Source organism: Streptomyces sp. RG80, from assembly GCF_040446465.1.
Lineage (GTDB): Bacteria > Actinomycetota > Actinomycetes > Streptomycetales > Streptomycetaceae > Streptomyces.
On the sequence record NZ_JBEAAJ010000003.1, the window covers coordinates 733,912 to 760,661 of the forward strand.

The window sequence follows — 26,750 nt, forward strand, 5'->3', positions numbered from 1 at the left end:
ACCCCGGGTGTCTCAGATGTTGCGGAAGCGGTTGATGGCGTCGAGGTGCGTGGCGCGCATCTCCTCGTCGCGCACGCCCAGGCCCTCCTCGGGGGCCAGGCACAGCACGCCGACCTTGCCCTGGTGGAGGTTGCGGTGCACGTCGTAGGCCGCCTGGCCGGTCTCCTCCAGGGAGTAGACCTTCGACAGGGTGGGGTGGATCTTGCCCTTCGCGATGAGCCGGTTGGCCTCCCAGGCCTCGCGGTAGTTGGCGAAGTGCGAGCCGATGATCCGCTTCAGGGACATCCAGAGGTAGCGGTTGTCGTACTCGTGCATGTAGCCCGAGGTCGAGGCGCAGGTGGTGATGGTGCCGCCCTTGCGGGTGACGAACACGGAGGCGCCGAAGGTCTCGCGACCGGGGTGCTCGAAGACGATGTCGATGTCCTCGCCGCCGGTGAGTTCGCGGATGCGCTTGCCGAAGCGCTTCCACTCCTTGGGGTCCTGGGTCTGCTCGTCCTTCCAGAACCTGTAGCCCTCGGCGTTGCGGTCGATGATCGCCTCGGCGCCCATCGAGCGGCAGATGTCCGCCTTCTGGTCGCTGGAGACGACACAGATCGGGTTGGCGCCGCCCGCGAGGGCGAACTGCGTGGCGTAACTGCCGAGGCCGCCGGACGCGCCCCAGATCAGGACGTTGTCGCCCTGCTTCATGCCGGCGCCGTTGCGGGAGACGAGCTGGCGGTAGGCGGTGGAGTTCACCAGGCCCGGTGCGGCGGCCTCCTCCCAGCTGAGGTGGGCCGGCTTCGGCATCAGCTGGTTGGACTTCACGAGCGCGATCTCGGCGAGGCCGCCGAAGTTGGTCTCGAAGCCCCAGATGCGCTGCTCGGGGTCGAGCATCGTGTCGTTGTGGCCGTCCGAGGACTCCATCTCGACGGACAGACAGTGCGCGACGACCTCGTCACCGGGCTTCCAGGCGTTGACGCCGGGGCCGGTGCGCAGGACGACGCCCGCGAGGTCGGAGCCGATGATGTGGTACGGCAGGTCGTGCCGCTTGGCGAGGTCGTTGGTGCGGCCGTAGCGCTCCAGGAACCCGAAGGTCGACAGGGGCTCGAAGATCGAGGTCCACACCGAGTTGTAGTTGACGCTCGATGCCATGACGGCGACCAGGGCCTCGCCCGGGCCGAGCTCGGGGACCGGCACGTCGTCCAGGTGGGTCGACTTGCGCGGGTCCTTGTCGCGGCTCTCGAGGCCCGCGAACATCTCCGTCTCGTCCTTGTGCACGGTGATCGCGCGGTACGACTCGGGGATCGGCAGAGCGGCGAAGTCGGCCGGCGTCGAGTCGGGCGACTGGATCGCTTCGAGGATGTCCTTCACGGTCACGGTGTTGCCTCCGGCGATACGCGTCCTGAGGGAGGGACGCTGAGGGTTACGTCGGTGCTGCTGAGGGTTGGGTGGGAAGTGCCGTCGGTTCGGCGAGGTGGTGCTTCGGCAGCGCTTTGTGGCGCGGAGGGTGCCTGTGACGCAGGCGTCCGGGCGGGCAAGTCGATGACTTGTTGGGACAGCCGGCGTACGAAAGGTCTCTGCACGCCGGCCGCCCGGACAACATCAACGTATGACACCGCGTGTCACCTCGCAAGGCACTGAGTGCCAGGAATTGCTCTCAGGTGAAATCTTTACGTAACAAATGAGCGATGATCGATCGAACGCGGCTTGAAGAGCGCTTGAAATCGGGTGGAGACACACGAAAACGGCCACCCCGAGGGGTGGCCGTCATCACAGCGGTGCGGTAGCGCTCAGCGCTCCTTGAGCGCCTCCTCGATGGTCCGCATGACCTGGTCGAGCGGGGCGTCGGTACGGGCGACCGTGACCAGTACCTCGCCGTGGGTGGAGACCGTCGCGGCGGCCGGTCGGGCGGTGGTGTTGCGCCCGGCCCCCATGCCGGAACCGAACGTCTTGCGCACGATCGCGAAGGCGTGGTCCAGCTGTGACTCCACATCGCCCTGTCCGCCGGCCCGCAGCCACCGCCGCAGCACGTGGTTGTGGGCGGTGACGACCGCGGACGCGGCGACCTCGGCCAGCAGCGGGTCGTCGTTGGCGTCGTCGTCGTGCGCGTGCTCGTCGAAGTGGCCGAGGAGGTAGCGGGTGAACAGCCGCTCGTAGCGGGCCACCGACGCGATCTCCGCCTCGCGCAGGGTGGGCACCTCGCGCGTCAGCTTGTAGCGGGCGACCGAGATCTCCGGCCGGGCCGCGTACATCCGCATGACCTCCTTGATGCCGTTGCACACCGTGTCGAGCGGATGCTCGTGCGGGGGAGCGGCGTTGAGGACGGCCTCGGCGCGGATCAACGTGTCGTCGTGGTCGGGGAAGATCGCCTCTTCCTTGGAGCGGAAGTGGCGGAAGAAGGTGCGGCGCGCGACTCCTGCCGCGGCCGCGATCTCGTCGACGGTGGTCGCCTCGTACCCCTTGGTCGAGAACAGCTCCATCGCCGCGGCCGCCAGTTCTCGGCGCATCTTGAGCCGCTGGGCCGCCGCGCGACTGCCTGCGGCACTTTCCGGCGCGTCGGGCGTAGCTGGTGTACGTGAGGACTTGGCGGGCTGGGACATGACCCGAACGTACTGCATGTGCGCAGGTTGGCGCTCATGTCCCGGGTACCCCCCGCCCGGTGCGGGCGAGGGGCCTCCTGCGGGGCCGCCCAGGGGGTTTCCCGTGGGGTCGAGCAGTCCGCCCCAGTCCTCAGCGGCAGGGAACCAGTCGCCGGACGTGTCAGCGGCGGGCATATTCGCGGAAGCCGCGGCCGGTCTTGCGGCCGAGGCAGCCCGCGGCCACCAGGTGCTCCAGGAGCGGCGCCGGGGCCAGGCCCGGGTCGCGGAACTCGCGGTGCAGGACCTTCTCGATCGCGAGCGAGACATCGAGCCCGACGACGTCCAGCAGCTCGAAGGGGCCCATCGGATAGCCGCCGCCCAGCTTCATCGCGGCGTCGATGTCGTCGAGCGAGGCGTAGTGCTCCTGGACCATCTTCACGGCGTTGTTGAGGTACGGGAAAAGCAGTGCGTTCACGATGAAGCCGGCCCGGTCGCCGCAGTCCACCGCGTGCTTCCTGATCTTGACGCAGACCTCGCGGACCGTCGCGTGGACGTCCTCGGCGGTGAGCACCGTACGGACCACCTCGACCAGCTTCATGGCCGGCGCCGGGTTGAAGAAGTGCATGCCGATCACGTCCTGGGGACGCGAGGTGGCCCGGGCGCAAGCGACGACCGGCAGCGAGGAGGTGGTGGTGGCCAGGACCGCGCCCGGCTTGCAGACCTTGTCCAGCGCCGCGAACAGCTGCTGCTTGACCTCCAGGTCCTCGGCGACCGCCTCCACGGCCAGGTCGACGTCGGCGAACGCGTCGTAGGAGCCGGCCGCGGTGATCCGGTCCAGGGTCTCGGCGGCCGCCTCGGCGGTCATCCGCCCCTTGTCGACCGAGCGGGAGAGGGACTTGCCGATCCGGGCCTTGGCGGTCTCGGCCTTCTCCTCGCTGCGGGCGGCCAGGACGACCTCGTAGCCCGCCTTGGCGAAGACCTCGGCGATGCCGGACGCCATGGTGCCCGAGCCCGCGACACCGACGGCACGGATCGGACGGCCGGGGGTCTCGGAGCCGCCGGTGGCCGGGGTCAGGGCGTCCGCCACGACCGTCGCGCTGCCCGGCGCCTCGTAGGAGTAGAAGCCGCGGCCCGTCTTACGGCCCGTCAGGCCCGCTTCGGCCAGCTGCTTGAGGATCGGGGCGGGAGCGTGCAGCCGGTCCTGGGACTCGGAGTACATGGCCTCCAGGACGGTGCGCGCGGTGTCGATGCCGATCAGGTCGAGCAGGGCGAGGGGGCCCATCGGCAGTCCGCAGCCGAGCCGCATCGCGGCGTCGATGTCCTCGCGGGAGGCGTACTTCGCCTCGTACATCGCGGCGGCCTGGTTGAGGTAGCCGAACAGCAGCCCGTCGGCGACGAAACCGGGCCGGTCGCCGACCGCGACGGGCTCCTTGCCGAGGGCGAGCGCGAGATCGGTGACCGCGCTGACAGCGGCCGGCGCGGTCAGCACCGAGGAGACGACCTCGACCAGCTTCATCGCCGGCGCCGGGTTGAAGAAGTGCAGCCCGAGCACCCGCTCCGGGCGGGCCGAGTCGGCCGCGAGCCGGGTGACGGACAGGGCGTTGGTGCCGGTGGCCAGGATCGTCTCGGGGCGCACGATCCCGTCGAGCTCACGGAAGATCTGGTGCTTGATCTCGTACGACTCCGGCGCCACCTCGATGACCAGGTCGGCGTCGGCCGCGGTGCGCAGGTCGGTGGAGGTGCGGACCCGGGCGAGGACGTCCGTGCGCTCCTGCTCGGTGAGCCGGCCGCGCTCCACGGCGCGGGCGGTCGAGGTCTCCAGGGCGGTGACGGCCTGGGCGGCCGCGGCCTCGCTGATGTCGATGCCGACGACCTCGCGGCCGGCCTTGGCGAGGACCTCGGCGATGCCGGTGCCCATCGTGCCGAGGCCGACGACGGCAATGGTCTGCAACGGGGACAGAGGGATGTCGGACAGGGGAGCGGCCATCGCGGGACTCCAGGAATGAGGGTGGTGACGACTGGGAACGCGACCCGGTACGCCTGAAGGCGCACCGGGTGCGTGGAGGATGCGGGTGTTGCCGGGCTGCAAGCGCACACGCCCGGTGGTGCGGTGCCGTCGTCACGGGCGTGCACACGCCCGGAGAACGGTGAAGCCGACCGGCCCTGTCCCGGAGCCACGTCGTACTGAAGTACTGGTACCTGAGGTACCGAACCGACTGCTCTCACGGCGGCTGCGTCACCAGGCCGCCGTAAGGAGTTCCACGAGTGGGTAACTCGCTCGTCTGAGCTTAACCGGCGGGTAACGAGCGCGCCAGTCCTCGTGTTTGTGATGTACGTCCCGAGCCGCTCACGGCCCGCCTAGGCTGCCTGTCATGGACGAAGAGTTGCGATCACTCACGGAGCGCTTACGGCAGGAGTCGGGAGCGTCGGCCGCGTACGAGCGGCTGACGGAGACGAAGGACCTCGACGAACTGGCGGAAGTGCTCATCGAGCCCGGGCAGCCGCTGTGGGCCAGGGAACTCGCCGCCTTCCGGCTCGGTGTCGCCGGGGACCGGCGCGCCTTCGAGTCACTCGTCCTGCTGCTCAACCACCGTGACCCGCAGCGCTGCGCCTCCGCCGCCCATGCCCTGGCCCGCCTCGGCGACCCCCGCACCGCCCGCGCGGCCGCCGCACTCGCGACCAACGAACTGCGCGTCGCCTACGCCCTGCACCCGGTCCGGCTCCTGACGGAGCTGGGCGCGCCCGAGTCGGTGCCCGCGCTCATCACCACCCTGGAGCGCCGCCTGCGTCCCCACGACCCCTACCGCCGGGTGGCGCTCGCCTGCGTGGAGGGACTCGGCATCCTGGGCGACGCCCGCGCCAGAGCCGTACTGAACGAGGCGCTCGCCCATCCGGCGCTGGCCGAGGCGGCGGTGCACGCACTGGCGAGGATCCCGGCGCAGCGCTGAAAGGGACGCCGGGTCAGCACCCGGAGGGCAGCTCGCGGACGTACCGCACCTCGGGCACGGCGACCCCGGCCACCTCGAAGGGCTCCTCGGCACCGTCCGCGTGGAAGCCGGCGCGCTCGTAGAAGCTCCGGGCTCGGGTGTTGCCCTCGAGGACCCACAGGTACATACGGGTGTGCCCGGCGGCCGCGCAGCGGCGTACCGACTCCTGGAGGAGGGCGTGCCCGAGGCCGCCGCCGTAGTGGCCGGGGTGGACGTAGATCGCGTACAACTCGGCGTCCGGGGTGTGGCGTTCACCGTCCCGGTAGGGGCCGAGGGCGGCCCAGCCGACCACCTCGCCACCCTGCTCGGCGACCAGGTTCACGACGCCGGCGTCGGCCTGCCGGAAGCGGTCCCGCCGGTGTGCGGCCTCCTCGGCCACGTCCAGCGCGTCCAGGTACGGCTGGGGCATGAGACCCCGGTACGCGCTCTGCCAGCCGCGGACCCGGATCTCGGCCACGCGCGTGCAGTCGGCCGAGGTCATCTCGCGGACCTCGGTCATGTGCCCACGATCGCGAACGCCTCGATCTCCATCAGGAACTCGGGGCGCACCAGTGCGGCGACCTGTACCGCCGACGCGGCCGGCAGGCGGTCGTCGGGTATGTGTTCGACGCGGGCCGCGCGGATCGCGGGCAGGTGCGCCATGTCCGTGACGAAGTAGGTGAGTTTGACGACGTCGTCGAAGGTCGCGCCCGCGGCGGCGAGACAGCGGCGCAGGTTCTCGAAGATCCGGTGGGCCTGTGCGGCGGGGTCGCCCTCGCCGACGGGCTTGCCGTTCTCGTCCAGGGCGAGCTGGCCGGAGATCGCGACGAACGTGCCGGTGCCCATGACGACGTGGGAGTACTGGGCGGTGGGGGCGAGCCCGTCGGGGGCGGGAATCCTGGTCAGCTCACTCATGCGTCCATGGTGGACCATGGCACTGACAACGCCCCCGACAGGCCCTCACACCTCGCCGGGCGGAGTGCTCAGCCGCGGAAGCCGAGCATCCCGTGCAGGGTCGAGCCCCGTGACGCCGAGGCCGTCGCCGAGCTCAGCGGCTCGGGGTCGGGCAGCTTGTCGCACACCGCGTCGACCTCGCCGCCACTGCGCGGCACCGTGCCGTCGGTCAGATACGCCGCCAGGTGCTTGTCCAGGCAGGCGTTCCCGCTCAGCGTGATGCCGTGGTTCCCGCCGCCCTGCTCCACCACCAGGCTGGAGCCGCGCAGCAGACGGTGGACCGTCACGCCGCCCTGGTACGGGGTGGCCGCGTCGTCCGTCGCCTGGAACAGCAGCGCCGGCGGCAGTTTGGCGTTGGCGACGTTCACCGGCTGGAGCGAGCTGGTCGGCCAGAACGCGCACGGCGCGTTGTACCAGGCGTTGTTCCAGGTCATGAACGGCGCCTTCTTGTACACCGCCCAGTTGTCGTCCCGCCACTGGTTCCAGTGGCGCGGCCAGTCGGCGTCACGGCACTGCACCGCGGTGTAGATGCTGTAGCCGTTGTCGCCGGAGGCGTCGACGGCGGCGAAGTTGTCGTACGCCTCGACCAGCGGGTCGGCGTTCTTGTCGTTCACGTAGGCCGCGAACGCCTCCGCCAGATAAGGCCAGTAGCCGTTGTAGTAACCGCCCGGGATGAAGGTGTCCTCCAGCTCCGAGGCGCCCACCTTCCCGCCGGCCGGGGTCTTCGCGAGGGCCGCGCGCATCGCGTACCACTTGGCCTCGATCTTCGCCGGATCGGTGCCGAGCTTGTAGGTGGAGTCGTACTTGGCGACCCATGCCATGAACGCGCGGTGGCGGTCGTTGAAGGCGTAGTCCTGGCCGAGGTTGTCCTCGTACCACACGCCCGTGGGATCGACGATGGAGTCCAGGACCAGGCGCCGCACGCGCTCCGGGAAGAGCTTGGCGTAGACCGCGCCGAGATAGGTGCCGTAGGAGTAACCGAAGTAATTGATCTTCTTCGCGCCCAGGGCCGCGCGGATCGAGTCCATGTCGCGTACGGCCTGCACGGTGTTGATGTACGGCAGCACATCGGCGTACTTCGTGCCGCAGGCCTTCGCGAAGGACTTGGCGCGCTGGAGGTTGGCCTGCTCGATGGCCGGGGTGCTCGGCACCGAGTCGGGGCGGACCGGGTTGAAGTGGCCGGGCTTGCAGTCGAGGGCGGGCTTGCTCTTGCCCACACCGCGCGGGTCGAAGCCGATGACGTCGTACTGCGCCGCGACCGCCTTGGGCAGCGAGCCGGCGACGAATCCCGCGAGGGTCAGACCGCTGCCGCCGGGACCGCCCGGGTTGACCAGCAGCGGGCCCTGGGACTTCTTCGCGGTGTGCGGGACACGGGACAGGGCGAGGGTGATCTGCCGCCCGTGCGGGTTGTGGTGGTCGAGTGGGACCTTGAGGGACGCGCACTGGAGCGTCGGGTAGTTCGTGGTGCCGCAGCTCTTCCAGGTGAGCTTCGCGGCCTGAGCGGTGTCCGCGGTACGCGGAGTGCTCGCGTCGGCGGGCAGGGCCGTGAACGTACCGGCCACGACGACGGAAACGCCGCACAGCACGGCTGCGCGTTTTCTCATGGAGTCCTCCCAGGACGGAGGGTTTCGAACCGCGAGTGTCACGGTCCACGCCGCATCGTCCCGGAAAGCGAGCCTGGAAGAACGCGTTCTGGCAAGACTTGACCCGATTGGGGCGCGGTATGCGCTCGAATGCTCTCAGATCAACGTGAGTTGGGTTCCTCCGGGCATATCGGGTGCGGCCGGCTCGGGTTCGGGGAGCCGCCGCGGCAGGCCGCCGTCCGCGGGGCCGATGCCGTACTCGCGGGCCAGTTCGTGGACCTGACGGGTGATCCGGCGCTGGTACCACTTCGGCGCGTAGGAGCCGTCCGCGTACAGCCGCTCGTAGCGCCGTACCAGGTGTGGATGGTGCGCGGCCAGCCAGGCCATGAACCACTCCCGCGCCCCGGGCCGCAAGTGCAGCACCAGCGGTGTCACGGAGGTGGCGCCGGCGGCCGCGATCGCCCGTACGGTGGCCCGGAGTTGGGCCGGTTCGTCGCTCAGGAACGGGATCACCGGCGCCATCAGGACCCCGCACCCGATGCCGTGCTCGGCCAGGGTCCGTACGACCTCCAGGCGGCGCTCCGGCGCGGGCGTGCCCGGCTCCACGGTGCGCCACAGGTCCGGGTCGGTGAAGCCGACCGAGACGGCGATGCCGACATCCGTCACCTCGTTCGCCTGCTTGAGCAGGTCGAGGTCGCGCAGGATCAGCGTGCCCTTGGTCAGGATGGAGAACGGGTTCGCGTGGTCGCGCAGGGCGCCGATGATGCCCGGCATCAGGCGGTAGCGGCCCTCCGCGCGCTGGTAGCAGTCGACGTTCGTGCCCATCGCGATGTGCTCGCCGAGCCAGCGCCGCGAGCCGAGCTGTCGGCGCAGCAGCTCCGGGGCGTTGGTCTTGACGACGATCTGCGAGTCGAAGCCGAGCCCGGTGTCGAGGTCCAGATAGCTGTGCGTCTTGCGCGCGAAACAGTAGACGCACGCGTGCGTGCAGCCGCGGTAGGGGTTCACCGTCCACTGGAAGGACATACGGGAGACCGCGGGCACCCGGTTGATGATCGACCGGGCCCGGATCTCGTGAAAGGTGATCCCGTTGAACTCCGGTGTGTCGAAGGTGCGGGTGACGACCGCCTCCGCGCCGAACAGCGCGGTGTCGTCGGCCCGGCTGTGGCCGGAGTCCGATGTGAGGTTCTCCCAGCGCATGACGCCTCCTCGGTAGCACTGCCCACAGAATAGAACACATGTTCCCTTGATCGTGCGAGGGTGTTTTCGAAGACCGGCGGGGCCCCGATTTGGGCGGCCGGGGACCGGGGTGGTTGGCTTGCCCCAACCCCCGAGAAATCAGGTCCTGGAGGAAGCAATGGCGCAGGTCGAGGCCACTACGGAGCGGGTCGTCGCAGCGGACGCGGAGAAGGTGTTCGACGCCCTCGCCGACTACAGCGGCACGCGCGCGAAGGTGCTGTCCGAGCACTTCAGCGAGTACGAGGTGCGCGAGGGCGGCGACGGTGAGGGCACCCTCGTCCACTGGAAGCTCCAGGCCACCAGCAAGCGGATCCGCGACTGTCTCCTCGAGGTCAGCGAGCCCACCGACGGCGAGCTCGTCGAGAAGGACCGCAACTCCTCCATGGTCACCACCTGGCGGGTCACCCCGGCCGGCGAGGGCAAGTCCCGCGTCGTCGTGACCGCCGTCTGGAACGGCGCCGGCGGCATCGGTGGCTTCTTCGAGAAGACCTTCGCGCCCAAGGGCCTCAGCCGGATCTACGACGCCGTCCTCGACAACCTGGCCACCGAGGTCGAGGGTTAAGTCCCCGGTGTCCGGGGGTTGTTGACCCCCTCACCGGATCGAGTGGATCTCCCCGGCCCGTGCCGATCTGCCGTAACTCGTCGCGCTTGCTCGTAGTTGTCGCTTTACGCGGGAATTGTGCGGGCGCGACGAGGGGAGCGGCACATGGGCGGGACCACTGCGGTGCAGGACGGACCACGGGACGAAACGGCCGAACAACCACCGTCGATCCCCGCCCCCACCCCCGCCGGGGCCGTCGAACTCGGCCCCCGCCGGGTCCGGTTGATCTTCTTCTCCCTCATGCTCGCGCTGCTCCTCGCCGCGCTGGAGCAGATGATCGTCGCCACCGCGCTGCCGAAGATCGTCGGCGAACTGCACGGCCTGGACAAGATGTCCTGGGCGATCACCGCCTATCTGCTCACCTCCACCATCGGCCTGCCGATCTACGGCAAGCTCGGCGACCTGCTCGGCCGCAAGGGCGTCTTCCAGTTCGCGATCGTCGTCTTCGTCGTCGGCTCCGCCCTCGCGGGACGCGCCGAGACGATGGACCAGCTGATCGCCTACCGCGCGGTGCAGGGCGTCGGGGCGGGCGGCCTCATGATCGGTGTGCAGGCGATCATCGCCGACATCGTGCCCGCCCGGGAGCGCGGCCGCTTCATGGGCCTCATCGGCGCCGCCTTCGGCCTCGCCTCCGTCGCCGGGCCCCTGCTCGGCGGGTACTTCACCGACCACCTCTCCTGGCGGTGGTGCTTCTGGTTCAACGTCCCCTTCGGCCTCGTCACCCTGCTCGTCGTCACCGCCGTCCTCAAGCTCCCCAGGCCCACCGCGAAGCCCCGGCTCGACGTCCCCGGCGCGCTGCTGCTCGCCGCCGCCTCCACCTGCCTGGTGCTGCTGACCAGTTGGGGCGGTACCGAGTACGCCTGGGACTCCCGCGTCATCCTCGGACTCGGCGCGGGCGCGGCGGCGTCCACGGTCCTCTTCCTCCTCGCCGAGCACTTCGCGTCCGAACCCCTCATCCCGCTCCGGCTGTTCAGGGACTCGGTCTTCAACATCACCGGCCTGGTGGGCCTGGTGGTCGGCGTCGCGCTCTTCGGGGCGGCGAGCTATCTGCCGACCTTCCTCCAGATGGTCGACGGGGCGAGCGCCACCGAGTCCGGGCTGCTGATGCTGCCCATGATGGGCGGCATCGTCGGCGCCTCCGTGATCGCCGGCCAGCTCATCAGCCACACCGGCCGCTACAAGATCTACCCCGTCCTCGGCGGCGCCCTGTCCGTCTTCGGCATGTGGCTGCTGTCCCGGCTCGAGGTCGACACGCCCCGGCTGCACTACAGCCTCTGGATGGCGGTCCTCGGTGCCGGCATCGGCATGGTGATGCCCGTCCTCATCCTCGCCGTGCAGAACTCCGTGCGCGTCTGCGACCTCGGCACGGCGACGAGCGCGAACAACTACTTCCGGCAGATCGGCGGATCCGTCGGCGCCGCGATCTTCGGCACCCTCTTCGCCGACCGGCTGGGTGACGCCCTCCAGGAGCGCCTGCCCGGCACGACCGGCCTTCCCGACGCCGAGTCCCTCACCCCCCAGCTCGTCCACGCGCTGCCGCCCGACCTGCGCGACGCCTACATCCGCGCCTACGCCGACGCCATGCCGCGGATCTTCCTCTACCTGGTGCCGGTCCTCGTCCTCGGCCTGCTGATCGCCTTCTTCCTCAAGGAGAAACCCCTGGTGTCCCACCACACCGCCGAAACCGAGCCCGCACCCCTGAACACCCCGATCCCGCAAGCCCGTTCGCCGTACACCGCCGGAATCCCCGTCTGCGGCACCGTTCAGCACCCCGACGGAACCGTCGTCCCGCGCGCGGCGCTCACCCTCATCGACGTCGTCGGACAGCAGATCGGACGCGGGGCGAGCGGCGAGGACGGGCGGTACGCGCTCTCCACCCCCGGCGCGGGGTCCTACGTGCTGATCGCGGCGGCCGGCGGACACCAGCCGCAGGCGGTCTCCGTGACCGTCGGTGAGCGGCCCGTCGAACTCGACGTCGTCCTCGGCGGCGCCGGACGCCTCACCGGCCACGTCCGCACCGCGGACGGCACCCCTGTACGCGACGCCACCGTCACCCTCACCAATGTCCACGGCGAGGTCGTCGCCACCACCCGCACCAGCCGCGAGGGCGGGTACGTCATCACCGAACTCGTGGCCGGCGAGTACACCCTCGCCGCGAGCGCCCCCGCCTTCCGCCCCGCCGCTCTGCCCGTCACCGTCCAGGCCTCCCGGGAGACCCGTCAGGACGTCGAACTCGCGGGCGGCGCCGTGCTGCGCGGCACCGTGCGGGCGGGCGGCGGACGAGCCGTCGAGGACGCGCGCGTGACGCTCCTGGACGCGGCGGGCAACGTCGTGGACACCCTCACCACCGGCGCCGACGGCACCTTCCGGTTCGTCGACCTCTCCTCCGGCGAGTACACCGTCATCGCCGCCGGCTACCCGCCCGTCGCCACCGTCCTCCAGATGGCGGGCGGAGGCCGAACGGAACGGGATCTCCAACTCGGACACGAGGACTGAAAACCCGTCAGTAACCCCAACAGGCCCCCAACCGGCAGGTTCTGTCCGGACCAGGGGGCGCGGGGGCGCACGCGGGGGTGATCCGCGCGGTCAATTCCCGCATTGCCGCACATCACCACCACGCGTGGCCGTACGGTGGATCGAGCGGCACAGATCTTGCGGAGCCGTGGGGAGAAAGGGCCTGGGCCATGGCAAACGGCAGCGACCGTGGCACCGAGAGGGATACACCTCCCAGCCGCGGAGCTGGGAACGGCGTGGTGGAACAGGCCGCGGCCGGACGTATCCCCCTGGCCGTGGTCGTGGTGGACCGCGACGGTCTCGTGTCCCACTGGAGCAGGGGCGCGCGACGGCTGTTCGGCGCCGCCAAGGAAGAGGCGATCGGCCGCCCGGCGGTCGACCTGCTGCCCGTCTCCGGCGCTCTGCCCGAGGACGAGGACGAGGACACCACGCCGTTCGGCGTGTACGCGGCCTACGACGGTCTCGGACCCGACCTGGAGTCCTCCCTCGACGGCAACCTGTCGTACCCGGCGGCGGGCCGCGCCCGGCTGACGGTCGCCGAGCCCGACCGGCTGGACGTCCTGTGGTGGGCGTACCCCCTGGTGGGCCCGGGACGCGAGCGGCTGCTGGTGCTCGCCGCCGACGCGGGGGCACTGCGCGCGGACGATCCCGACGAGGAGATCCCCGGCGAGCGCATCGCACCCGCCTTCGCGCTGCACACCGACTTCCCCGGAGCCGAGGAACTGGCCCGGCGACTGCCCGAGATCCTGCCCAGCATGAGCGTCGGGGAAGGCGCCCGGATCGTCGCCCAGATCCTCGAACTGGGCTACCCCGTCCTGGAGTTCAGCCAGAACGACCGGGTGCCCGTCACCCCGGACTGGGGCGTGCCCCGCCGCATCGAACGAAAGGCGCGCCGTGAGCGGGCCGCGCGGGCCGCCGCCCAGGGGCTGCCCGTCCCGCAGGAACTCGCCGACGAGGTCGAGGATCTCGAGTACGCCGCCGTGCGCGAGCGCCTGGAGTTCCTCACCGAGGTCAGCGGCCGCATCGGCACCTCCCTGGACCTGTCCAAGACCATCGTCGAGGTCAGCCGGGCCGTCGTGCCCCGCTTCACCGACGTCGCCGGCACCTATCTGCGGGAACAGGTCGTGGCCGGCGAGGGGTTCCCCGAGGGCGTGCCGGACACCACGACCATGTGGCACCGGGTCGCCCTGGAGCACACCGACGAACCCGGCCGCTGGGACGACGTCGTACCGGTCGGCGAGGCCATGCCGTTCCCGGCCCACACCCCGTTCTTCCAGTGCATGACCAGCGGTGAGCCCGTCCTCGTGCCGCGCATCAGCGAGCAGATGGGGCACGCCATCGCCTCGCAGTTCGAGAAGCGCGACATCCGGCCGCTGATCACCGGCCGCTCGATGCTGGTCGTGCCGCTCAAGGCACGCAATGTCGTCCTCGGCTTCATGATCCTGCTCCGGCACCCCGAGCGCGTCGAGTTCAACGACATGGACCGCGTCACCGGCGCCGAACTCGCCGCCCGCGCGGGCCTCGTGCTCGACAACGCGCGCATGTACACCTACCAGGAGTCGGTCGCCGAGACCCTCCAGGACAGCATGCTGCCGCACATCCCGCCGCGCATGGCCGGCTGTGACATCGCCACCCGCTATCTGCCGGGCACCCTGCTCGGCCGGGTCGGCGGCGACTGGTTCGACTCGGTGAAACTGCCCGGCGCCCGCACCGCCCTCGTCGTCGGCGACGTCATGGGCCACGGCCTCAACTCGGCCGCGATGATGGGCCAGTTGCGGACGGCCGTACAGACCATGGCCGCCCTCGACCTGCCGCCCGCCCAGCTGCTGCGCAACCTCGACGACCTCGCCCAACGACTCGGCGACACCTACCTCGCGACCTGCCTCTACGCCGTGTACGACCCGATCGCGAGCGAACTGCACATCGCCAACGCCGGTCACATCCCGCCGGTCGTCGTGCACGCCGAGGACGGCCGCAGCGAACTCCTCGACCTGCCCACGGGCGCACCCATCGGCGTCGGCGGGGTGGCCTTCGAGTCGGTACGCGTGCGCGTGCAGCCCGGCGACCGGCTGGTGATGTGCACCGACGGGCTGGTCGAGGTGCGCGGCGAGGACATCGGCGTGGGCCTGGCGACGCTGTGCGAGTCCGCCGCCCATCCGGCCGCCTCCATGGACGACGCCTGCGACACCATCATCCGCGCCCTCAACACCCGCGGCGGCCGCAAGGACGACGTCGCCCTCCTGATGGCCCGCCTCAACGGCATCGAGCCGGACGACGTCGCCGAGTGGCGGCTCTCCCCGGAGCCCCGCGAGGTCGGCCGGGCGCGCTCCGTGGTGCGCGAGCAGCTCCACGACTGGGGTCTGGCCCGGCTCGTCGACACGGCCGAGCTGATGGTCGGCGAGCTCGTCACCAACGCCGTACGCCACTCCCACAGCCGCCCCGTCGAACTGCGCCTGGTGCGCGGCGACACGCTGCTGTGCGAAGTGGACGACGACGACCACGAGCTGCCGACCCTGCTGAGCGCCGGACCCGAGGACGAGTTCGGGCGCGGACTGCGGATCGTCACCACCCTCGCCCGGGAGTGGGGCACCAGCCGTACGAAGGCCGGCAAGACCGTCTGGTTCGAACTGACCTTGCCGCGACGCTGACGCACCCCAGGGGCGCACGGGGCGCGAGGGCGTACCCGAGTCGCACAGGGAGTGAAGGAATGCGCCGTGCGCTTGTAGCCGCGACCAGGGCGCGATAAACCGTACTGGCCCGTCACTTGCGGCGGGTCGCGGTCGCATCCTGGGGAGTTGGGCATGAGCGTGACGAGTCGGTACCGGGAGGCCTGGGAGAGCTTCTGGCGGGAGGCTCCCGACGGTCAGGGGGAGGTGTTCTGGGACGCGGAACCGGCGGTGACGGTCGGCCTCCACCTCGCCCTGTTCGAGCCGTACGTGAGCGACCCGGTCCTGCCACTGGTCGACCTGGGCTGCGGCAACGGCACCCAGACCCGTTTCCTCGCCGACCGCTTCGCGCACGTCCTGGGCGTCGACCTGTCCGAGGCGGCCCTGGACCGGGCCCGGCAGGCCGATCCGGCGGGCCAGGCCGGCTACCGGGTGCTGGACGCCGTCGAGAAGGGCGAGGCGGCGGCACTGCACGCGGAACTCGGCGACTCCAACGTCTATATGCGGGGCGTGCTCCACCAGTGCGAGCCCGCCGACCGGCAGCCACTGGTGGACGGACTCGCGGCCCTCCTCGGGGACCGCGGCCGCGGCTTCCTCGTCGAGCTGTCCGAGGCAGCAAAGCCCATCCTGATGGGCCTGGCCCAGGGCCCCGCCGGCCCGCCGCCCAAGCTGGCACCGATCTTCCGGCACGGCATCGCGCCCGGCGAGGTCTCCGACGACGCGCTGTCGGAGCATGTGCGCTCCGCCGGACTCACCGTCCTCGCGAGCGGTGAACTGCCCCTGACGACCACCGAGCACGGACCCGACGGCACCCGCATCGAGCTGCCGTCGAAGTGGCTGGTGGTGGGGCGTACGGCCTGAGGTGTGACCGTCACTGGCCCGGGCCGGTGAGAGTTATCCACAGGTCTGCCGGGATGCGGCGGAACCGCGTAGCGTGAGTCGGCATGAAGATCCTCATCAGCGCCGACATGGAGGGCGCCACCGGCGTCACCTGGCCGGCCGACGTGCTGCCGGGGACGCCGCAGTGGGAGCGCTGCCGCTCGATGTTCACCTCGGACGTGAACGCGGCGGTGCAGGGCTTCTTCGACGGCGGCGCCGACGAGGTGGTGGTCAACGAGGCGCACTGGACCATGCGCAACCTGCTCCTGGAGTGCCTCGACGACCGCACCGAGATGCTCACCGGACGGCACAAGTCGCTGTCCATGGTGGAGGGCGTGCAGCACGGCGACGTGGACGGCATCGCGTTCGTCGGCTACCACGCGGGCGCGGGCTCCGAGGGCGTCCTCGCCCACACCTACCTCGCCAACTCCATCACCGGGGTGTGGCTGAACGACGTCCGCGCGAGCGAGGGGCTGCTCAACGCGCACGTGGTCGCCGAGTACGGCGTCCCCGTCGTCCTCGTCACCGGCGACGACGTGGCCTGCGAGGACGCCCTCGGCTACGCGCCCGAGGCGCTCAAGGTCGCGGTCAAGGACCATGTGTCGCGGTACGCGGCCGTGTGTCGGACACCGGCCAGGACCGCCGCCGACATCCGAGCCGCGGCCAAGGAGGCGACCGCGCTGGCGGTCCGTCACGAACCGGTCCAGGCCGGGCCGTTCACCATCGTCCTGGAGTTCGACGCCGAGCACCTCGCGCTCGCCGCGACCGTCGTGCCGGGCGTCGGCCGGATCGGCGAGCGGAAGGTGGGGTACACGAGCGCCACCATGTACGAGGGGATTCGCACCTTCAAGGCGGTCACCACGATCGTCTCGGCCGCGGTGGAGGAGCAGTATGGCTGACGAGCAGGCACTGGACGAGGTCGTCACGTTCACCTCCGACCTGATCCGTATCGACACCACCAACCGGGGCGGCGGCGACTGCCAGGAGCGGCCCGCCGCCGAGTACGCGGCCGCGCGGCTGGCCGAGGCGGGCCTCACGCCCGTCCTGCTGGAACGCACCAGGGGACGCGCCAACGTCGTCGCACGCCTCGAGGGCACCGACCCGTCGGCCGACGCGCTGCTCCTGCACGGTCACCTCGACGTGGTGCCCGCCGAGGCCCGGGACTGGAGCGTGCACCCCTTCTCCGGGGAGGTCCGCGACGGGGTGGTCTGGGGCCGGGGCGCGGTCGACATGAAGAACATGGACGCGATGATCCTCGCCGTCGTCCGCGCCTGGGCGCGCGAAGGGGTACGGCCCCGGCGGGACATCGTGATCGCCTTCACCGCCGACGAGGAGGCCAGCGCCGAGGACGGCTCCGGGTTCCTCGCCGACCGGCACCCCGGGCTCTTCGAGGGCTGCACCGAGGGGGTCAGCGAGTCGGGGGCGTTCACCTTCCACGACGGCGGCGGCCGCCAGATCTACCCGATCGCGGCCGGGGAGCGGGGCACGGGCTGGCTGAAGCTCACCGCGCGCGGACGGGCCGGGCACGGCTCCAAGGTGAACAGGGAGAACGCGGTCACCCGCCTGGCCGCCGCGATCGCCCGCATCGGCGAACACGAGTGGCCCCTGCGCCTCACCCCGACCGTACGGGCGGCCCTGACCGAACTCGCCGCCCTGTACGGCATCGAGACCGACCTGAGGGACGTCGACCGGCTGCTGGACAAGCTCGGCCCGGCGGCCAAGCTCGTCGAGGCGACCGTGCGCAACAGCGCCAACCCGACCATGCTGGAGGCCGGGTACAAGGTCAACGTGATCCCGGGCGAGGCCGTGGCCCACGTCGACGGGCGCTACCTGCCCGGCGGCGAGGAGGAGTTCCGCACCACCCTCGACCTGCTGACCGGGCCGGACGTGGAGTGGGAGTACCAGCATCGCGAGGTCGCGCTCCAGGCGCCGGTCGACTCGGCGACGTACGCCAGGATGCGTGCCGCCGTCGAGGAGTTCGCGCCGGAGGGACACGTGGTGCCGTACTGCATGTCCGGCGGCACGGACGCCAAGCAGTTCTCGCGACTCGGCATCACCGGCTACGGATTCACGCCGCTGAAGCTGCCGGAGGGCTTCGACTACCAGGCCCTCTTCCACGGCGTGGACGAGCGGGTCCCGGTCGAGGCACTGCACTTCGGCGTCCGTGTCCTCGACCGTTTCCTGCGCACGGCCTGAGCGAACTGGGGGAGAAGTGGAGACACTGCCGTACGGGTCCTGGCCCTCGCCGATCGGCGCGGCCCTGGCCGCCGCGCACGACGGGCATCCCGAGTTCACCGGCTTCGTCGGCGACGAGGTGTGGTGGACCGAGCCACGCCCCACCGAGGGCGGCCGGCGCACCCTGGTACGGCGCCGCGCCGACGGGGTGGTGGAGTCGGTGCTGCAGGCCCCCTGGGACGCCCGCAGCCGGGTCATCGAGTACGGCGGCCGGCCCTGGGCGGGCGCGGTGGTGGCCGGCGAACCGCTCGTGGTCTTCGTGAACTTCGCCGACCAGCGCCTGTACCGGTATGTGCCGGGCGCCGACCCGAGACCCCTCACACCGATCTCCCCGGTGGGCGGCGGGCTGCGCTGGGCGGAGCCGGTGCTGCTCCTCGAACGCGGCGAGGTGTGGTGCGTGCTGGAGGAGTTCACCGGGGACGGGCCCGGCGACGTGCGCCGCGTCCCGGCCGCGGTGCCGCTGGACGGCTCGGCCGCCCAGGACCGCGACGCCGTACGCGAACTCACCGACTCCCGGCACCGGTTCGTGACCGGGCCCCGCCTCGCCCCGGGCGGGCGGCGTGCGGCCTGGCTGGCCTGGGACCATCCGCGGATGCCGTGGGACGGCACCGAGCTGGTGCTCGCGGACGTCCGGGACGACGGCACCCTCGGGGCGCCCCGGACGGTCGCGGGCGGGCCCGAGGAGTCGATCGCGCAGGTGGACTGGGCCCACGACGGTGCCCTGCTGTACGCGAGCGATCGCACCGGCTGGTGGAACCTCTACCGCGACGGGGAGCCGCTGTGTCCGCGCGAGGAGGAGTTCGGCGGGCCGCTGTGGAAGCTCGGCCACCGCTGGTTCGCCCCGCTGGAGAGCGGACCCATCGCCGTCGTGCACGGCCGCGGCGCCACCGCGCTCGGCATCCTCGACCCCGAGACCGGAGAGGTCGTCGACGCGGCGGGCCCCTGGACCGAGTTCGCGCCCACCCTCGCCGTGCACGGCGAGCGGGTCGTCGCCGTCGGGGCCAGCCCGCGCAGCGCCCACGAACTGGTGGAGCTGGACACCCGCACCGGCCGGGCGCGGGTGATCGGCGCGGGCCACGACGACCCCGTGGACCCCGCGTACTACCCCGAGCCGCAGATCCGCACCTTCACCGGACCCGCCGGCCGCGACGTCCACGCCCACATCTACCCGCCCCACCACCCGGCCTGTGTGGCACCCGGTGACGAACTGCCGCCGTACGTCGTCTGGGCGCACGGGGGTCCCACCAGCCGGGTCCCCCTGGTCCTCGACCTGGCGATCGCCTACTTCACCTCGCGGGGCATCGGCGTCGCCGAGGTCAACTACGGCGGCTCGACCGGCTACGGCCGGGAGTACCGCAACCGGCTGCGCGAGCAGTGGGGCGTCGTCGACGTCGAGGACTGCGCGGCCGTCGCCCAGGCCCTCGCCGACGAGGGCACCGCCGACCGGGACCGGCTCGCGATCCGCGGCGGCAGCGCCGGCGGCTGGACCGCGGCCGCCTCCCTGGCCACGACCGACGTCTACGCCTGCGGCACCATCGTCTACCCCGTCCTCGACCTGACCAGTTGGGGCGAGGGAGTGACCCACGACTTCGAGTCGCAGTACCTGGAGAGCCTGGTCGGCTCGCTCGCCGAGGCGCCCACGCGGTACGCGGAACGGTCGCCCACCGAGCACGCCGACCGGATCACCGCGCCCTTCCTGCTGCTCCAGGGCCTGGACGACGTGATCTGCCCGCCCGCCCAGTGCGAGCGGTTCCTCGCCCGGATGGAAGGCCGGCGGGTACCGCACGCGTACATCGCGTTCGAGGGGGAGGGCCACGGGTTCCGGCGGGCGGAGACGATGACCCGGGCACTGGAGTCCGAACTCTCCCTGTACGCCCAGGTCTTCGTCCTGAACCCACCCGGCATCCCGACATTGGAGCTCAGCAAGTGAAGGAACTCCGCAGACCGTCCCGGCTCGCCCCCGGGGCCCGCGTGGCCGTCGTCGCGCCCAGTGGCCCCGTGCCCGAGGAGCGGCTGCAGGCCGGCCTCGACGTCCTGCGCGGCTGGGACCTGGACCCGGTGGTGGCACCCCATGTGCTGGACCGGCACGGCGAGTTCGGCTACCTGGCGGGCACGGACGCGGACCGGGCCGCCGACCTGCAGGCCGCCTGGTGCGATCCGTCCGTCGACGCGGTGCTGTGCGCGCGGGGCGGGTACGGCGTGCAGCGGATGATCGACCTGCTCGACCGGGAGGCGATGCGGGCGGCCGGTCCCAAGGTGTTCGTCGGCTACAGCGACATCACCGCGCTGCACGAGGCGTTCGCCGTCCGACTGGGTCTCGTCACGCTGCACGGGCCGATGGCGGCGAGCGTCGACTTTCTCAAGAACACGCGAGCCCAGGACCATCTCAGGTCCACCCTCCTCGCGCCGGAGACGGTCCGTACGATCGCCTCCGGCGGCACGGCCCTGGTCCCCGGACGGGCGCGGGGCGTCACTCTCGGCGGCTGTCTGTGCCTGCTCGCCGCCGAGCTGGGCACCCCGCACGCCCGGCCCTCGGCCCGCGGCGGGCTGCTGTGCCTGGAGGACGTGGGGGAGGAGACGTACCGACTGGACCGCTACCTCACCCAACTCCTGCGCGCGGGTTGGTTCGAGGGGGTGCGCGGGGTGCTTCTCGGGTCGTGGGAGGAGTGCGATCCGTACGACAAGGTGCGCGCCCTGCTGCTCGACCGGCTCGGCGGTCTCGGGGTGCCCGTCGTGGAGAGGTTCGGATTCGGGCACTGCGAAGGGGCGTTGACGATTCCGTTCGGAGTGGCGGCCGAACTCGACGCCGACCGGGGCACCTTGACCCTCGCGGAACCGGCGCTCCACTGAATTCTCGTCAAGAAACACTCGTTACGGTGATTGACCCCGTCTGACACGTGTCACACCATGACTACCGGCCGGTACCTACCGGTCGGTAGGTCGAGTTGTCCTCAGCGCGGAGGTCTCGTGTCCCGTCGTGTGCTCGGATACTGCGTCCCACTCGCTCTCCTGCTCGGCGCGGCAGGTGCCGGCCCCGCCGCCGCAACAGCCCTATACACCGTCACAGGGCTGAAGTTCACCGTCCAGGCCGGTGGCCGTACCTGCACCGTCGACGCCGACCTCTACCGGCCGGCGGGCGTGGACCGCACCCACCGCGCCCCCGCCGTACTCGCCACCAACGGCTTCGGTGGCAGCAAGTCCGACGGCTCCACCGACGCCATCGGCAAGGCCTTCGCCGAACGCGGCTACGTCTCCCTCGTCTACTCCGGGCTCGGCTTCGGCGCCTCGGGCTGTCTGATCTCGCTCGACGACCCGGCGATCGACGGGACGGCCGCCTCGAGACTCGTCGACTTCCTCGCCGGGAAGCGGGCCGCCGACGACGGCACCAAGGCCGACTTCGTCACCCTCGACCGCAAGGGCGACCCGCGCGTCGGCATGATCGGCGGCTCCTATGGCGGCGCCGTCCAGATGGCGACGGCCGCCGTCGACCACCGCGTCGACGCGCTCGTCCCGCTGATCACCTGGCACGACCTCGCCTACTCCCTCGACCCGAACAACGCCGACCCGCACGGCCCGGTCCCCGGCGCCTTCAAATGGCAGTGGGCCAACGGCTTCTACCTCATCGGCGAGAGCCAGCCCCTCACGACCCCCAACCTGGACCCGTCCCGGATCAACTCCCTCGGCTGTCTGCACTTCGTCACCGACGCCTGCGACACCATCCGCACCCTGAACTCCGGCAGCTATCCCGCCGACCGGACCGCCGATCTGCTCGCCTACTCCCGCGGCGTCTCCCCGGTCTCCTACCTCGGCCGCGTCAAGGCACCCACGCTGCTCGTGCAGGGCCAGGCCGACAGCCTCTTCAACCTCAACGAGGCCACGGCGACGTACAGGACGCTCAAGGCCCAGGGCACCCCGACCAAGATGATCTGGCAGTCCTGGGGCCACAGCGGCGGCATGGTGCCCGGCGAGCTGAACCTCGGCCAGGGCAACCTGGAGTCCACCTACGTCGGCACGCGCGTCCTCGCCTGGTTCGACCGCTACCTCCACAAGAAGACCGGCACCGACACCGGACCGGCCTTCGCCTACTACCGCGACTGGATCACCGACCCGACCCGCACCTACACCACCGCCGACCGACTCCCCGCACTCAGCCAGAAGCTGTACCTGTCCGGCGACGGCAAGCTCGTCGACAACCGCTCCAAGGTGACCCGCGGCAGCCGGACGTACACCAACTGGGCCGTCCCCACCAGCCACTCCGAGAGCTCGCTGTACGGCACGCTCGGGCTGCCCGACCCGGCCCCGTACGACACCGAGGGCACCTACCTCGGCTGGACCAGCGAGCCACTGGCACGGACCACCGACGTCGTGGGCGCGCCCAGGGCCACGCTGAAGGTGGTCTCACCGAAGGCCGAGCGGACCCAGCACTCCGGGAACGCCGCCGACAAGCTCGTGCTCTTCGCCAAGCTGTACGACATCGCGCCCGACGGCACCAGGACGCTGGTGCACCGGCTGGTCGCCCCGGTCCGGGTGCCCGACGTCACCCGGACCTTCACGGTGACCCTGCCGGGGATCGTGCACCGGTACGAGAAGGGGCACCGGCTGCGGTTCGTGATCGCGGCGAGCGACGACGCCTACTTCGGCAACCGCGGGATCAAGCCGGTGACCGTGGTCAGCGCGCCGCAGGACACCGGGGTGCTGGAGCTGCCCGTGGTCGGCCGCTGAACCCTCCGGCCGGCCCGCGGTCGGTTCACCCGGTGGGCGGCGCCCGCCGCGCGGGGCCAGGGCTTCGGGCTCACCCTGGTCGCATGAGCCCGAAGACCTCCCAGAGCGGCGGCGCCACCGGCAAAAAGGGCGGTGGCGCGGTGACGCCCGCCCGGGTGGTCGTCCTGCTGCTCGCCCTCCTCGCCCTGATCTTCATCTTCGAGAACACCCGCGCCACCAAGATCAGACTGCTGATCCCCGAAGTGACGATGCCGCTGTGGATGGCGCTGCTGGCCACGGCCGTCATCGGCGCCCTGTGCGGCGCCTATTTCATGAAGCGCCGCAGCTGACCCGTCGTAAGGTGTCGGGATGCCGCACACCGCACCCCGCTATCTCGTAGAGAGCCCCCGCGTGGGCATACGCCACATCACCCACGCGGACGGCGCCGAGTTCACCGCGCGGGCCCGGGAGAGCAAGGAACTGCACCAGCCGTGGCTCTTCCCGCCGGACAGCGCGAGCGCGTTCACCGCGTACGCGGGCCGGCTGATCGACGACCCGACCAAGGCCGGCTTCCTGGTCTGCGAGAAGGACGGCGAGCACGGCGAGGGGGCCATCGCCGGGTTCATCAACATCAACAACATCGTCGAGGGCGCCTTCCTGTGCGGGGCGCTCGGCTACGGCGCCTTCGCGCACGCCGCCGGACGCGGACTGATGCGGGAGGGGCTCGGCATGGTCGTGCGGTACGCCTTCGGCGGGATGCGCCTGCACCGCCTGGAGATCAACGTGCAGCCCACCAACGCCGCGTCGATCGCCCTCGCCCGCTCCTGCGGCTTCCGCCTGGAGGGCTTCTCGCCGAACATGCTCTACATCGACGGGGCCTGGCGGGACCACGAGCGGTGGGCCGTCACCGCCGAGATGATCCGGAAGTGAGTCCCATGCGTACGAGAGTGGTCCTGGACGCCCCCTCCAACCTCGGGCTGCGGCCGCCCGCGCCCGGCACCGTACCCGGCTGCTACAAGCTCGCCGGAGCGCTGCGCGAGCAGCGGATCGTGCAACGGCTGGGCGCCCTGGAGGGCGGGGTCGTCGTGCCGCCGCGCTACGACCGCGAGGACTGGCGGGAGGGCGACGGCGTCTTCAACGCGGCCGCGCTCGCCGCCTACACCGTGCGACTCGCCGACCGGATCGAGCGACATGTACGGGCCGGGGAGTTCCCGGTGGTCCTCGGCGGCGACTGCTCCATCCAGCTCGGCGCCTCCCTCGCGCTGCGCCGGCTCGGCCGCTACGGGCTCGCCGCGGTGGACGCCTCCGCCGACTTCCGGCACCCCGGCAACTCCGACCGGATCGGCGCGGCAGGCGGGGAGGAGGTCGCGCTGGCGACCGGGCGCGGACAGGACGACCTCACGAACCTGGAGGGCCTGAGGCCCTACCTCCTGGACGAGGACGTACGACTCTTCGGCAACCGCGACGAGTTCGAGGACGACCGCAGAGAACTTGCCGACCTCAAGATCCCCGTGGTCACCGTCGGGGACATCCGCGAGTGGGGCGCCGACGCGCTCGCCCGGGCCACCGCCCAGGCCTTCGAGATCCCCGAACTCGACGGATTCTGGGTCCACTTGGACGCGGACGTTCTCGACCCGTCCGTCATGCCCGCCGTGGACAGCCCCGACCCGCACGGACTCCTGCCCGTCGAACTCGTCGCCCTGCTGCGCCCGTTGCTGGCCTCCCCGCACTGCGTCGGGCTCAACGTCACCATCTACGACCCCGACCTGGACCCGGACGGAACGGCCGGCGCCCTCCTCGCCGACATCGTGGTGTCCGCCTTTGCCCAATCCTGACCGGTGGCTCCCCTGTTCAGCTCCCCGGCGAGCGGCTTCCATGGCGAACGTGACGACCATCCGGCACGAGCTACTGACGCTGCCCGCCGCGGAGTTGGGACCCGACAACCCGCTGCCCCCGCTACGGCCGCTCGACGCCCTCCACCGCGTCGACGACCGGGACGACCTGCCCCGGGACATGGCCCGCCAGATCGGCTACGAGCCACTGCGCAGTCTGCTTCCCGTGCATGTCAGGGACGGCTACGAGCGGGTGCGCGAGCCGCGCGGGATCGACACCCTGGTCATCGAGAACGACCGGCTGCGGGCCACCGTCCTGCCCGGCCTGGGCGGCCGGATCGCCTCCCTCCTCCACAAGCCGTCCGGCCGTGAACTCCTGTACCGCAACCCGGTGTTCCAGCCCGCCGCCTTCGCCCTCAACGGCGCCTGGTTCTCCGGCGGCATCGAATGGAACATCGGCGCCACCGGCCACACCACCCTGTCCTGCGCCCCGCTGCACGCCGCCCGCGTCCCCGCCCCCGACGGTGGCGAGATGCTGCGCCTGTGGGAGTGGGAACGGCTGCGCGACCTGCCGTTCCAGGTCGACCTGTGGCTGCCGACGGGATCCGATTTCCTGTATGCGGGCGTCCGTATACGGAATCCGCACGAGAGGCCCGTGGCCACGTACTGGTGGTCCAACACCGCCGTGCCCGAGGACCGCCGGGTGCTCGTCCCCGCCGACGAGGCCTGGAACTTCGGGTACGAGCGACGCCTGCGGAAGGTGCCGGTTCCGTCGTACGACGAGATCCGGCGGCAGTCGCACGCGGCCGACTGGTTCTACGACCTGCCCGACGGGCACCGCCGCTGGATCGCCGCCCTCGACGACGACGGACACGGGCTGGTCCAGACGTCCACGGACGCGCTGCGCGGACGCAAGCTGTTCGTGTGGGGCGCGGGACCGGGCGGGCGGCGCTGGCAGGAATGGCTCACCGAGCCCGGCGGCGCCGGCTACCGCGAGATCCAGGCGGGCCTCGCCCGCACGCAGTTGGAGCACGTACGACTGGACGCGGAGAGCGAGGTGTCGTGGCTGGAGGCGTACGGGCCGCTGAGCTGTCCGCCCCAGTCCGCGGCGGCCGGGACGGCGGAGGCCCGGGCCGCGGAGGAGCGGCTCGAGGCGGTGCTGCCGCGCGCCGACGTCGACGCCGCGTACGCCGCCTGGAAGGCCTGCGCCGACACCGAACCCGGTGAGGTCCTCGCCACCGGATCCGGCTGGGGCGCCCTCGAAGTGCTGCGCGCGGACTGGAAGTTGCCCGGCACGCCCTTCGCCGAGGACACCCTCACGCAGGAGCAGGAGCCGTGGCTCCAGCTGCTGCGGGCCGGGGCGCTGCCGGAGCCGCGCCGGGTGCGGCCGCCCGGTGGAACGCTGGTCGCCCCGCACTGGCGGGACATGCTCGAGACGGCGCCCGCCACCCCGCACACCGAGTACCACCTCGGTGTCGCGCAGTGGCACGCCGGTGACCGGGCGCAGGCGGTGCGAAGCTGGGAGAGGGCCCTCGAACTCGCCCCGTCCGTCTGGCCGTTGCTGCGCTGCCTGGCCGTGGCCGATCAGGAGGTCGGTCACCACGAGCGGGCCGCCGACCGGTACGCCGAGGCCTTCGACGACCTGTGCCGGGAGCGGCGCGACGCCGGTGAGGTGTGGACGGCGGCCACGGCCGCACTGGGACGCGAGGCGATCGAGGCGCTGCTGGCCGTGCGGCGCCCCGCGGAGGCGCGGGCGGTGTGGGAGCGGCTGCACCCCGGGACGCGGGCGCGCGGCCGGTTCCGGTTCGTCGAGGCAGGGCTCCTGGTCGCCGAGGGACGGCGGGAGGAGGCACGGGCCGTTTTCGAGGCGGGGTTCGAGGTCGCCGACCTACGGGAGGGGGCGGAGGCCGTCGGGCGGCTGTGGGAGCGGATCGCCGAGGAACCGCTGCCGGCGCGCTACGACTTCCGTATGCGGTGACCGGTCGTCAAGATCCTGTATACGGTCGCCGGTCGCCGGTCGGCAGC

The 26,750-nt window shown here is 71.4% G+C and carries 21 protein-coding genes; 14 read left to right on the top strand and 7 right to left on the bottom strand.

Going from position 1 to position 26,750, the window contains the following annotated elements; all coding sequences use genetic code 11:
• Nucleotides 1-12 precede the first annotated feature (12 nt).
• The 3 genes from ccrA to ABKA17_RS13380 all read right to left on the bottom strand — a co-directional run bounded on the left by ccrA (nt 13) and on the right by ABKA17_RS13380 (nt 4,545).
• Nucleotides 13-1,356, bottom strand: a complete 1,344-nt coding sequence (ccrA, locus tag ABKA17_RS13370) for a crotonyl-CoA carboxylase/reductase (RefSeq protein ID WP_353692205.1) — start codon at nt 1,354-1,356, stop codon at nt 13-15.
• Nucleotides 1,357-1,769: 413 nt separating this feature from the next.
• Entirely contained in the window at nt 1,770-2,579 is an 810-nt protein-coding gene (locus ABKA17_RS13375) for a TetR family transcriptional regulator (RefSeq protein WP_353692206.1), read from the bottom strand.
• A 160-nt stretch (nt 2,580-2,739) separates the two neighbouring features.
• Nucleotides 2,740-4,545, bottom strand: a complete 1,806-nt coding sequence (locus ABKA17_RS13380) for a 3-hydroxyacyl-CoA dehydrogenase family protein (protein WP_353692207.1) — start codon at nt 4,543-4,545, stop codon at nt 2,740-2,742.
• A gap of 385 nt (nt 4,546-4,930) precedes the next feature.
• On the opposite strand from ABKA17_RS13380, the gene ABKA17_RS13385 reads away from it, so the two are divergent.
• Entirely contained in the window at nt 4,931-5,506 is a 576-nt protein-coding gene (locus ABKA17_RS13385) for an adenylosuccinate lyase (protein ID WP_353692208.1), read from the top strand.
• A 13-nt stretch (nt 5,507-5,519) separates the two neighbouring features.
• On the opposite strand, the gene ABKA17_RS13390 is transcribed toward ABKA17_RS13385, so the two are convergent.
• From ABKA17_RS13390 to ABKA17_RS13405, 4 genes are all read right to left on the bottom strand, one after another.
• Nucleotides 5,520-6,044 (bottom strand): GNAT family N-acetyltransferase, encoded by a 525-nt coding sequence (locus ABKA17_RS13390; RefSeq protein ID WP_353692209.1) that lies wholly within the window; start codon nt 6,042-6,044, stop codon nt 5,520-5,522.
• On the bottom strand, nt 6,041-6,439 hold the full coding sequence (locus ABKA17_RS13395; protein ID WP_353692210.1) for a RidA family protein: 399 nt from the start codon (nt 6,437-6,439) through the stop codon (nt 6,041-6,043). Before ABKA17_RS13395 ends, ABKA17_RS13390 begins: the two co-directional genes overlap by 4 nt.
• Nucleotides 6,440-6,507: 68 nt before the next feature.
• A complete protein-coding gene (locus ABKA17_RS13400; protein WP_353692211.1) occupies nt 6,508-8,082 on the bottom strand; it encodes an alpha/beta hydrolase in 1,575 nt (524 codons plus the stop codon).
• Between the two features lie 135 nt (nt 8,083-8,217).
• Nucleotides 8,218-9,258: an Rv2578c family radical SAM protein gene (locus ABKA17_RS13405; protein ID WP_353692212.1), complete on the bottom strand. Its 1,041-nt coding sequence runs from the start codon at nt 9,256-9,258 to the stop codon at nt 8,218-8,220.
• 157 nt (nt 9,259-9,415) lie between these two features.
• Between ABKA17_RS13405 and ABKA17_RS13410 the strand changes: the two genes are divergently transcribed.
• From ABKA17_RS13410 to ABKA17_RS13470, 13 genes are all read left to right on the top strand, one after another.
• Nucleotides 9,416-9,859, top strand: coding sequence for an SRPBCC family protein (locus tag ABKA17_RS13410; RefSeq protein ID WP_353692213.1), 444 nt, complete (start codon nt 9,416-9,418; stop codon nt 9,857-9,859).
• A 144-nt stretch (nt 9,860-10,003) separates the two neighbouring features.
• On the top strand, nt 10,004-12,394 hold the full coding sequence (locus tag ABKA17_RS13415) for an MFS transporter (RefSeq protein WP_353692214.1): 2,391 nt from the start codon (nt 10,004-10,006) through the stop codon (nt 12,392-12,394).
• Nucleotides 12,395-12,582: 188 nt separating this feature from the next.
• Nucleotides 12,583-15,060, top strand: coding sequence for a SpoIIE family protein phosphatase (locus ABKA17_RS13420; RefSeq protein ID WP_353692215.1), 2,478 nt, complete (start codon nt 12,583-12,585; stop codon nt 15,058-15,060).
• Between the two features lie 153 nt (nt 15,061-15,213).
• A complete protein-coding gene (locus tag ABKA17_RS13425; protein ID WP_353692216.1) occupies nt 15,214-15,939 on the top strand; it encodes a class I SAM-dependent methyltransferase in 726 nt (241 codons plus the stop codon).
• A gap of 83 nt (nt 15,940-16,022) precedes the next feature.
• Nucleotides 16,023-16,856 (top strand): M55 family metallopeptidase, encoded by an 834-nt coding sequence (locus ABKA17_RS13430; protein ID WP_353692217.1) that lies wholly within the window; start codon nt 16,023-16,025, stop codon nt 16,854-16,856.
• Nucleotides 16,849-18,153 (top strand): M20/M25/M40 family metallo-hydrolase, encoded by a 1,305-nt coding sequence (locus ABKA17_RS13435; protein ID WP_353692218.1) that lies wholly within the window; start codon nt 16,849-16,851, stop codon nt 18,151-18,153. Before ABKA17_RS13430 ends, ABKA17_RS13435 begins: the two co-directional genes overlap by 8 nt.
• A 16-nt stretch (nt 18,154-18,169) precedes the next feature.
• A complete protein-coding gene (locus tag ABKA17_RS13440; protein WP_353692219.1) occupies nt 18,170-20,122 on the top strand; it encodes a S9 family peptidase in 1,953 nt (650 codons plus the stop codon).
• Entirely contained in the window at nt 20,119-21,042 is a 924-nt protein-coding gene (locus tag ABKA17_RS13445; protein ID WP_353692220.1) for a S66 peptidase family protein, read from the top strand. Before ABKA17_RS13440 ends, ABKA17_RS13445 begins: the two co-directional genes overlap by 4 nt.
• 57 nt (nt 21,043-21,099) lie before the next feature.
• Entirely contained in the window at nt 21,100-22,914 is a 1,815-nt protein-coding gene (locus tag ABKA17_RS13450) for a CocE/NonD family hydrolase (protein ID WP_353692221.1), read from the top strand.
• Nucleotides 22,915-22,997: 83 nt separating this feature from the next.
• Nucleotides 22,998-23,243 (top strand): LapA family protein, encoded by a 246-nt coding sequence (locus tag ABKA17_RS13455; protein ID WP_353692222.1) that lies wholly within the window; start codon nt 22,998-23,000, stop codon nt 23,241-23,243.
• Between the two features lie 19 nt (nt 23,244-23,262).
• A complete protein-coding gene (locus ABKA17_RS13460; protein WP_353692223.1) occupies nt 23,263-23,823 on the top strand; it encodes a GNAT family N-acetyltransferase in 561 nt (186 codons plus the stop codon).
• 5 nt (nt 23,824-23,828) lie between these two features.
• Entirely contained in the window at nt 23,829-24,728 is a 900-nt protein-coding gene (locus ABKA17_RS13465; RefSeq protein ID WP_353692224.1) for an arginase family protein, read from the top strand.
• 40 nt (nt 24,729-24,768) lie between these two features.
• Nucleotides 24,769-26,703, top strand: a complete 1,935-nt coding sequence (locus ABKA17_RS13470) for a DUF5107 domain-containing protein (protein WP_353692225.1) — start codon at nt 24,769-24,771, stop codon at nt 26,701-26,703.
• Nucleotides 26,704-26,750: the final 47 nt, after the last annotated feature.

Bases quoted from the DNA above. Each gene is read 5' to 3' on its own strand.
- ABKA17_RS13375 (WP_353692206.1), bottom strand. From the start codon at position 2,579: ATGTCCCAGCCCGCCAAGTCCTCACGTACACCAGCTACGCCCGACGCG.
- ABKA17_RS13380 (WP_353692207.1), bottom strand. From the start codon at position 4,545: ATGGCCGCTCCCCTGTCCGACATCCCTCTGTCCCCGTTGCAGACCATT.
- ABKA17_RS13385 (WP_353692208.1), top strand. From the start codon at position 4,931: ATGGACGAAGAGTTGCGATCACTCACGGAGCGCTTACGGCAGGAGTCG.
- ABKA17_RS13390 (WP_353692209.1), bottom strand. From the start codon at position 6,044: ATGACCGAGGTCCGCGAGATGACCTCGGCCGACTGCACGCGCGTGGCC.
- ABKA17_RS13395 (WP_353692210.1), bottom strand. From the start codon at position 6,439: ATGAGTGAGCTGACCAGGATTCCCGCCCCCGACGGGCTCGCCCCCACC.
- ABKA17_RS13400 (WP_353692211.1), bottom strand. From the start codon at position 8,082: ATGAGAAAACGCGCAGCCGTGCTGTGCGGCGTTTCCGTCGTCGTGGCC.
- ABKA17_RS13405 (WP_353692212.1), bottom strand. From the start codon at position 9,258: ATGCGCTGGGAGAACCTCACATCGGACTCCGGCCACAGCCGGGCCGAC.
- ABKA17_RS13410 (WP_353692213.1), top strand. From the start codon at position 9,416: ATGGCGCAGGTCGAGGCCACTACGGAGCGGGTCGTCGCAGCGGACGCG.
- ABKA17_RS13415 (WP_353692214.1), top strand. From the start codon at position 10,004: ATGGGCGGGACCACTGCGGTGCAGGACGGACCACGGGACGAAACGGCC.
- ABKA17_RS13420 (WP_353692215.1), top strand. From the start codon at position 12,583: ATGGCAAACGGCAGCGACCGTGGCACCGAGAGGGATACACCTCCCAGC.
- ABKA17_RS13425 (WP_353692216.1), top strand. From the start codon at position 15,214: ATGAGCGTGACGAGTCGGTACCGGGAGGCCTGGGAGAGCTTCTGGCGG.
- ABKA17_RS13430 (WP_353692217.1), top strand. From the start codon at position 16,023: ATGAAGATCCTCATCAGCGCCGACATGGAGGGCGCCACCGGCGTCACC.
- ABKA17_RS13435 (WP_353692218.1), top strand. From the start codon at position 16,849: ATGGCTGACGAGCAGGCACTGGACGAGGTCGTCACGTTCACCTCCGAC.
- ABKA17_RS13450 (WP_353692221.1), top strand. From the start codon at position 21,100: ATGACTACCGGCCGGTACCTACCGGTCGGTAGGTCGAGTTGTCCTCAG.
- ABKA17_RS13455 (WP_353692222.1), top strand. From the start codon at position 22,998: ATGAGCCCGAAGACCTCCCAGAGCGGCGGCGCCACCGGCAAAAAGGGC.
- ABKA17_RS13460 (WP_353692223.1), top strand. From the start codon at position 23,263: ATGCCGCACACCGCACCCCGCTATCTCGTAGAGAGCCCCCGCGTGGGC.
- ABKA17_RS13465 (WP_353692224.1), top strand. From the start codon at position 23,829: ATGCGTACGAGAGTGGTCCTGGACGCCCCCTCCAACCTCGGGCTGCGG.
- ABKA17_RS13470 (WP_353692225.1), top strand. From the start codon at position 24,769: ATGGCGAACGTGACGACCATCCGGCACGAGCTACTGACGCTGCCCGCC.